The organism is Ligilactobacillus acidipiscis, from assembly GCF_900116935.1.
Taxonomy (GTDB): Bacteria; Bacillota; Bacilli; order Lactobacillales; family Lactobacillaceae; genus Ligilactobacillus; species Ligilactobacillus acidipiscis.
Map to the genome: position 1 here is coordinate 2,600,585 of NZ_LT630287.1, position 6,839 is coordinate 2,607,423.

Consider the following 6,839-nt stretch of genomic DNA (forward strand, 5'->3'; position numbering starts at 1 on the left):
AACCCTTTTTAAAATTCATGCGAATAAATTTGTGAAGCAAAATCAATGTAAACCCTTTAATTTCAAGTGTCGTTTTTTTGTGAAACAATTATTTATTTTTTGCAGAATTAATCTTAACTAATCATTCGAAATTTGTTTTAGGCTAAAAGCAAATGTCCCAACTCGTTACAAAACTACTTTTAACAAAGACGTTGGCTTATGTTATCCTAAATACGTAGCGTAAAATTGTTGTGAACAATTTTATTTATGTAAATTTATTCAAATGAATTATGGGGTTAAATGAAATGAAAAGCGACTTTATTAAGGTCAAAGAAAAACTAAAGAACCAAATCACTTTTGGGTCTTATCAGATGAATGATAAACTGCCCACGGAAACTGAACTAATGGCAGATTTCAATGTTTCACGCTATGCAGTAAGAAAGGCTTTGACAGAACTGCAAAATGAACATTTTATTTATAAAGTTCAGGGGAGCGGAATGTATGTTGAAGAGTGGAATAAAAAATGGAACCTAAATACAGAAAGTAAAACGATCGGCTTGATCTGTACGCATATTGCTGACTATATTTTTCCTAAAGTCATCTCTCAGATCGATGCAGTTATCGGAACAGAAAACTATTCCCTTTTGCTTGCAAACACACATAATGATCCAGAAAAAGAGCGCCTAAGTTTGATCAAAATGCTTGATTCTCAGGTCGCAGGTTTAATAATCGAACCTAGTGAAAGTGCCAAGCCCAACAGAAATTTAGATATTTATCAGCAGATCACCAAAAAGAATATCCCACTGCTGTTTATTAATGCTAAGTACCCAGAATTAGATGCGCCTGGAATTTTAAATGACGATACCGAAGCTGAAAAAAAGATGGTCAGCTATCTTTTGGAGATGGGCCATCGTAAGATCTTGGGTATTTTTCAAGTCGACGATCGCCAAGGTGTCCATCGAATGAGCGGCTTTATGCAAGCTTATCAGGAAATGTCCATCGATCTTTCAGACAGTAATATTATTATGTATAGTTCCCATGATCCATTTGGAGTCGTTAGCAAAAAAATTGACTTTTATCTTAACAGTGATGCTTATCCGACGGCAATTGCCTGCTATAACGATGAACTTGCTATTGAAGTTCTTGCTAAATTAAAAGGTCAGGGTTTATCTATTCCGCAAGATATTTCATTAGTCGGTTTCGATAATTTTGACTCCTCTGCCTATCTCAGTCCTGGTTTAACGACTATGAACTATCAGCGCACTAGAGTTGGTCAAGAAGCTGGTGAAGGGATCCTATCTTTGCTCAAAGGTCAGGAAGTCAAAACGATCGTCCATCATCCGAAATTGCAATTACGTAATTCGGTCCGCAAAATTAACTAAAAAAATAAATTGCAATTATGTAAAAAACGTGCCCACCATTATTGGCAGGCACGTTTCTCATTTTAATCAGTTTGAAAAATGCAGAAGCTGAGTTTTCTCAAACTTAGATATCAAGCAAAGCTTCTTAAGCTTCACCTTTTAATTTCATAATATCGCGAGCAATCATCAATTCTTCGTTCGTTGAAAGGCGTAAAACAGCAACCTTAGAATCTGGTTGTGAAATGATCCCTTCATAATTTTCGGAGTTCTTAGAATCATCAAATGTTAAGCCCAAGTATTCTAAGCGCTCCATGATCCGTTTACGAACTGGGATCGAGTTTTCACCGATTCCAGCAGTAAAGACGATACCATCAACACCGCCCATTTCAGCAATATATTCGCCAATGTACTTAACCACGTTTTTGACGAACATATCAATGGCTAAACCAGCACGTTTGTTGCCTTGACCTTCAGCTTCCAGCAAGTCACGCATATCTGAAGAAACACCAGAAATACCAATTAAACCAGATTTGTGGTTTAAGATATCCAACATATCATCCATTGAGTCGATGTTCAATTTGTTCATCATATAACCTAACAAAGCTGCATCAACATCGCCAGAACGCGTAGCCATTGTAACACCTGTTAATGGTGTAAAGCCCATCGAAATATCAAATGATTTACCATTCTTGACAGCACAGACAGAAGAACCTGCACCTAAGTGACAAGTGATCAGCTTAAGATCTTCGACTGGTTTACCCAATTTTTCTGCTGCTAATTGAGAAACATATTTATGACTGATACCATGTGCGCCATAACGACGAACACTGTAGTCTTGATACCATTCATAAGGGGTACTGTATAAGTAGTTGACAGCTGGTATCGTTTGATGGAAAGCTGTATCAAAGGAAGCAACTGAGAAGGCATCTGGCAAGATTTCCTTAAAAGCCTTGATACCCATCAAGTTAGCAGGATTATGCAATGGTGCCATATCTGCAATTTCATCGATATGTTTGATAACTTCATCATCTACAACAACAGAGTGTTTAAAATATTCACCACCAGCCACAACACGATGACCAACGCCAGTAATTTCGTTAAGGTCTTTAACGATGCCCAGATCCTTCAACAAGAATGTTAAGCGATCAACAGCAACTTCGTGATCCTTAATTTCCTCTGCATGCTCATATTTTTGTCCGTCGCCATATTTGATCTTAATTTTTGATCCGTCAATACCGATCCGGTCGACTAAACCGTCTGCCACTTCTTTTTCTTCTGGCATGACTAACAATTTAAACTTCAAACTTGAACTGCCTGAGTTAATGACCAGCAGCTTCTCCATATTTGATCCTCTCCCTTTTACATTCTATACAACATTAAAATATCATAGTCCAACTAATTAACATTGTAAACGTTTAATATCTAAATTTGAACATTAATTAAACTTCAATGAATCAATTACTTTTCTAACATACCATTGAAACTGGTAAAAAAACAGTATCTTGAACTAGAAATATAATTTAAGCGCAGAAAAACCGATTCTTTATTAATACAGTTGCGCCGATCTATTTCGGCTTCAAGAATAGTTCAAAAAAATGGTATAAAATCCAAAAATAGATTTTACACCATTGATCACTACAATTATACTTTTTATTTTTTACGATTCCTTAGGGCTCGCTTTTTAGCCTTCTTCAAATCACGTTCACGCTCTTTTTTAGCCTGTTCCTTTTCAGCTCTTTCACGGTTGATCTTAAATGGATTATTGATCAAAAGCGTCTGACCAACTGAAAAGGCATTCGTGATGACCCAGTATAATGACAATGCAGCAGGAACATTTAACGCAGTAATAAAAATCATTAACGGCATCCCATAAGTCATTGCTGCTGTCATACCTTTTTGTCCTGTATCAGGCTGAGACATCATACTCAATTTTGACGTCGCAAATGTAAAAATAGCGGCTAGGACCGGCAAGATGAAATATGGATCTTTATCACCTAGCTGCATCCACATAAATGTACCAGTCTTCAATTCTTGAGATCTGAAAATAGCTTGATACAAAGCAAGTAAGACCGGCATCTGTACCAGCAATGGTAAGAAACCGGCAACTGGATTAACTCCAGCTTCAGCATATAATTTTCTTTGTTCTTCTTGCATCGCACGCATTGAATCTTGATCACGGTCAGGATACTTTGCTTGTAATTCCTTCAATTGCGGCTGCAGATCCATTGTTTTCCGTGATGATTTCATTTGATAAAACATCAACGGTAAAATAATGATCCGAACAATAATAGTGAAGATAATGATCCCCCAACCATAACTGCCACCAAACAAGTTACTCAAGGCTTTGATCGCGCGTACAAAATTCCAGATAATATAATGGTCCCAAAATCCTGTACTTTGAGAATTTACAGGATCAGTACTACATGCGCTAAGCACTAGTACTAAAGACAAAGCTCCAAATAAAGCAAGAGCCTTTTTCCCCTTTTTCAACGTGTTCTACCTCTCTTAATTGAAATTCTTAACTATATAATATTCGCTAAAGAAAGAACATGGATCAAATGCTGTTTAACCTCAGCAGTAGACATTCCTGCAGCACTAGGACGTGCGATCACGAGAAAGTCACAATCTTGTTTAAGTTGCGGTTTTAATTCGGTTAAGCTTTGGCGTATCCGCCGCTTGACCCAATTACGTGCTACAGCGTTTCCAATCTTCTTGCCAACTGAGATTCCCACACGAAAATGAGGTTGTCCGGTTTTTTCCAAAACATAAACCACAAATTGACGATTAGCACAAGATTTGCCTTGAGTAAAAACTTTTTGAAACTCCGCTTCTTTCTTGACGCGGTAAGATTTACGCATAATACATCTCCAAAAATAACAGAGTGGAGCAAACCGAATAAACCTGAGCACTATCAGGATTCAATTTTGCAGTGTGCTTTTTTGCACAGCAAGATTGAAGCTAGATAGGCGGAAAGTTCTGATTTGCAAAACTCAACTAGTAACTGAGCAAAAAACAAGTAAAGGGCGAATACCAACTAAACACGGTCACCTTAACTTACAAAAATATCCACTCTTTTTCTAAAAACTTTTTAAAAACACAATTATAAAATAAAAAGACCACTGACGGCCTCAGTGATCTATGCAGACAATACTTTTCTGCCTTTACGGCGTCTACGTGCTAACACATTACGACCGTTACTTGTACTCATGCGTTTACGGAAACCATGTACGCGTTGACGATGGCGTTTTTTTGGTTGATAAGTTCTTTTCATCGGTTCTGACACCTCCTTGGTTTGAACTTCTGTATCTTTTTCTGCCATAAAAGGGTAGTCACTTCAAGTTCAGATTTACTTGTCTATGTTATCATATATGGCTTTAATTGCAAACAAAATTTTAAAAAACGATAGTGTCAACTTTGTGTGGGTAAATTTTTAAAAGGCTTGTTCCTCTGCTTTTTGTAATTGCTCTATTTATTTTTAGTCCAATGCTGTGCTTGAATTGAGCGTCTTTGAACTACCAGCCAACTTGCAGACCATGTTGCCACAAACTCCGATGTCCTCGCAAATGCCCACTGAACGCAGCTTGTGCTTGTTCATAATACTTATTTTTAATGTTTTTTCTGACATTCAAACGCCGGTCGAACTGGCTGATTTTTTCTTGCTTGAGCGCTTTTAGCTGTTCTGCTTGTAAGAAATTGGTGATATTGCCGCCATTCAGCTGAAAGATCCGTGTTCGGGCGACACTTTGCGCACCCACTAAACTCCAACCTTGCGGACGTGAGCTTAAGCGCCGGGACAGATAATGACTGATATGGCCCTCAGCCGAACAGCCATGATAATCCTCTAAGCGGTTATCGCAAATCGCTGCGGCATTGTTGGTCAGATATTTAGCGGCTTGTTTCAAGCTGTGACATTGGCTGACAGTTACCGTTGGGTCACTAAAACGGACCCTAAAGTAATCCTGGATAAAATTAGTTTGTCCAGCTAAAGCCCAATGGTATAAAGTCCGGTCCAGACCAGCGATCCCTACGGAAGCTTTTTTACAATATTTACGTAAGTGAAACCGATCCAAAATGAACGTGCAGTGCGGAATAAAGTCGGCTCCGTGCTTGATCCATTGAGCACCGTCACCGCTTAAATAAACTTTTTCTGGCCGATAGTTGGTCTCTATATAATCTAGAACTTCTGTCCATAATTCTTCGTTGTCTTTGCCCGGATAGTTACCCGTAAAGTAATGCGCTTTGATCAGTGGATGGCGCGGATCAGTTACGTCATAACCTTCATGAACATAAACTAGTTTCATGAAACGATTAGTACTGTCCTGATAAGCAACATGATCTTCGTCAGCTTCAATAAATAGCGTTTGGATCGGTTTGGGGGCGGGCTTCTCAGTCACAGAAGGCTCATTGGGCAGTTGTTGACCTTCACGGTGAACAATGTTCATGACTGCTGTTTTAGAGTGGATCCCCAAATGGGGGATCATCGTGAGCGCTTCTTGGTAAGTATGTCCAGCAACATTTTCTAAGATCTGCGCTTTGACTCCCAGCGTCATCCGGCTATATTTTTGCCAGCCTAAGACTTTATCCAACAAAAAGAAATACGCCCGGGTTTCTTTATTTTGATAATATGTCCGCTTCACTGTGAGATCACCGTACAAAGTCGACTTAGTCGTTTCACGGATCGCTTTGATCGCAAATTTATCCTTGCGGATCTCAGACTCCTTAAACTGCCGGTCGGCTTCTTCTAAAAAGACCCTGATCAAGTTTAGGCATAGTTTTCTCCCTGCGGCCATTGTATTTTCGATCCAGTCATCAAAGGCAAGATCTTGGTACAGAACTTTTTCACCATTTTTTGTAAAATTCGCCCACATTTGTTCGCTCATCTGTTGTAAAATATTCATTGGGAAATAACTCTCTCTTTCATTGTTTTGTCGTAATTACAATTGTAACAGAGAGTTATTTCTCTTTTTTTGTCTTTTTAGACTTCCACCCACAAATACTTTACGCTAACTTAAAAAACATCTTTCAACGAACAAAAGATTTAACAATTTTCTGTACATAAAGAAAATTCTTTAAACTTTTTCAGCAGAAATTTTTCAGGCAAAAAACTTTTGTTTAAAAATTTTTTTGAACAAAAAGTTATCCACACCTTCGCAGTAATACGTGTATTCACAGGCAATTTCCTGTGAATTGTTTTTTTGTAATACACAAACTTTTCGCCAGGATTATCCACAATCCACAGGTTGTTCCTAAGTAAAGTCCGTCCTGTGAATTACTTTGTGGATAACTAATCTTTAACTTATGACTCTAAGGACAGACCTTCATCGCTTTCTGTGGATAAACTAAAAATAAGTAACCATTTCCCCAACTTATACACAGCCTGTTGATAATATAAAGAACACTCTGTTATCACTTTTTCTCTACTTATGCACATTGTGGAAAACTAACCTATTCCATGCTACAATGAGTGACGTGTAAATTTAATTAAAGGAGGAATGTCCA

At 38.1% G+C, this 6,839-nt stretch carries 6 protein-coding genes; 1 reads left to right on the forward strand and 5 read right to left on the reverse strand.

The features are described 5' to 3' along the window. Positions 1–284: 284 nt before the first annotated feature. A complete protein-coding gene (locus BQ5903_RS12040; RefSeq protein ID WP_010495672.1) occupies positions 285–1,361 on the forward strand; it encodes a GntR family transcriptional regulator in 1,077 nt (358 codons plus the stop codon). 124 nt (positions 1,362–1,485) lie between these two features. On the opposite strand, the gene BQ5903_RS12045 is transcribed toward BQ5903_RS12040, so the two are convergent. From BQ5903_RS12045 to BQ5903_RS12065, 5 genes are all read right to left on the reverse strand, one after another. Continuing rightward, positions 1,486–2,682 carry an acetate/propionate family kinase gene (locus BQ5903_RS12045; RefSeq protein ID WP_010495670.1) on the reverse strand — a complete coding sequence of 399 codons (1,197 nt, stop codon included), beginning with the start codon at positions 2,680–2,682 and terminating at the stop codon, positions 1,486–1,488. A gap of 308 nt (positions 2,683–2,990) precedes the next feature. Then, a complete protein-coding gene (gene yidC, locus BQ5903_RS12050) occupies positions 2,991–3,830 on the reverse strand; it encodes a membrane protein insertase YidC (protein WP_010495668.1) in 840 nt (279 codons plus the stop codon). Positions 3,831–3,862: 32 nt separating this feature from the next. Continuing rightward, positions 3,863–4,198 carry a ribonuclease P protein component gene (gene rnpA, locus BQ5903_RS12055; RefSeq protein ID WP_010495666.1) on the reverse strand — a complete coding sequence of 112 codons (336 nt, stop codon included), beginning with the start codon at positions 4,196–4,198 and terminating at the stop codon, positions 3,863–3,865. 278 nt (positions 4,199–4,476) lie between these two features. After that, the gene (gene rpmH / locus BQ5903_RS12060; RefSeq protein ID WP_003701411.1) at positions 4,477–4,611 is read right to left on the reverse strand and encodes a 50S ribosomal protein L34; all 135 of its coding nucleotides are present in this window, start codon (positions 4,609–4,611) and stop codon (positions 4,477–4,479) included. 241 nt (positions 4,612–4,852) lie between these two features. Next, complete coding sequence (locus BQ5903_RS12065; RefSeq protein WP_079578614.1) at positions 4,853–6,238, reverse strand: ISLre2 family transposase; 1,386 nt, start codon at positions 6,236–6,238, stop codon at positions 4,853–4,855. Between the last annotated feature and the right edge of the window lie 601 nt (positions 6,239–6,839).

Coding starts and splice junctions, on each gene's coding strand:
- BQ5903_RS12040 (WP_010495672.1), top strand. CDS start 285: ATGAAAAGCGACTTTATTAAGGTCAAAGAAAAACTAAAGAACCAAATC.
- BQ5903_RS12045 (WP_010495670.1), bottom strand. CDS start 2,682: ATGGAGAAGCTGCTGGTCATTAACTCAGGCAGTTCAAGTTTGAAGTTT.
- rnpA (WP_010495666.1), bottom strand. CDS start 4,198: ATGCGTAAATCTTACCGCGTCAAGAAAGAAGCGGAGTTTCAAAAAGTT.
- rpmH (WP_003701411.1), bottom strand. CDS start 4,611: ATGAAAAGAACTTATCAACCAAAAAAACGCCATCGTCAACGCGTACAT.
- BQ5903_RS12065 (WP_079578614.1), bottom strand. CDS start 6,238: ATGAATATTTTACAACAGATGAGCGAACAAATGTGGGCGAATTTTACA.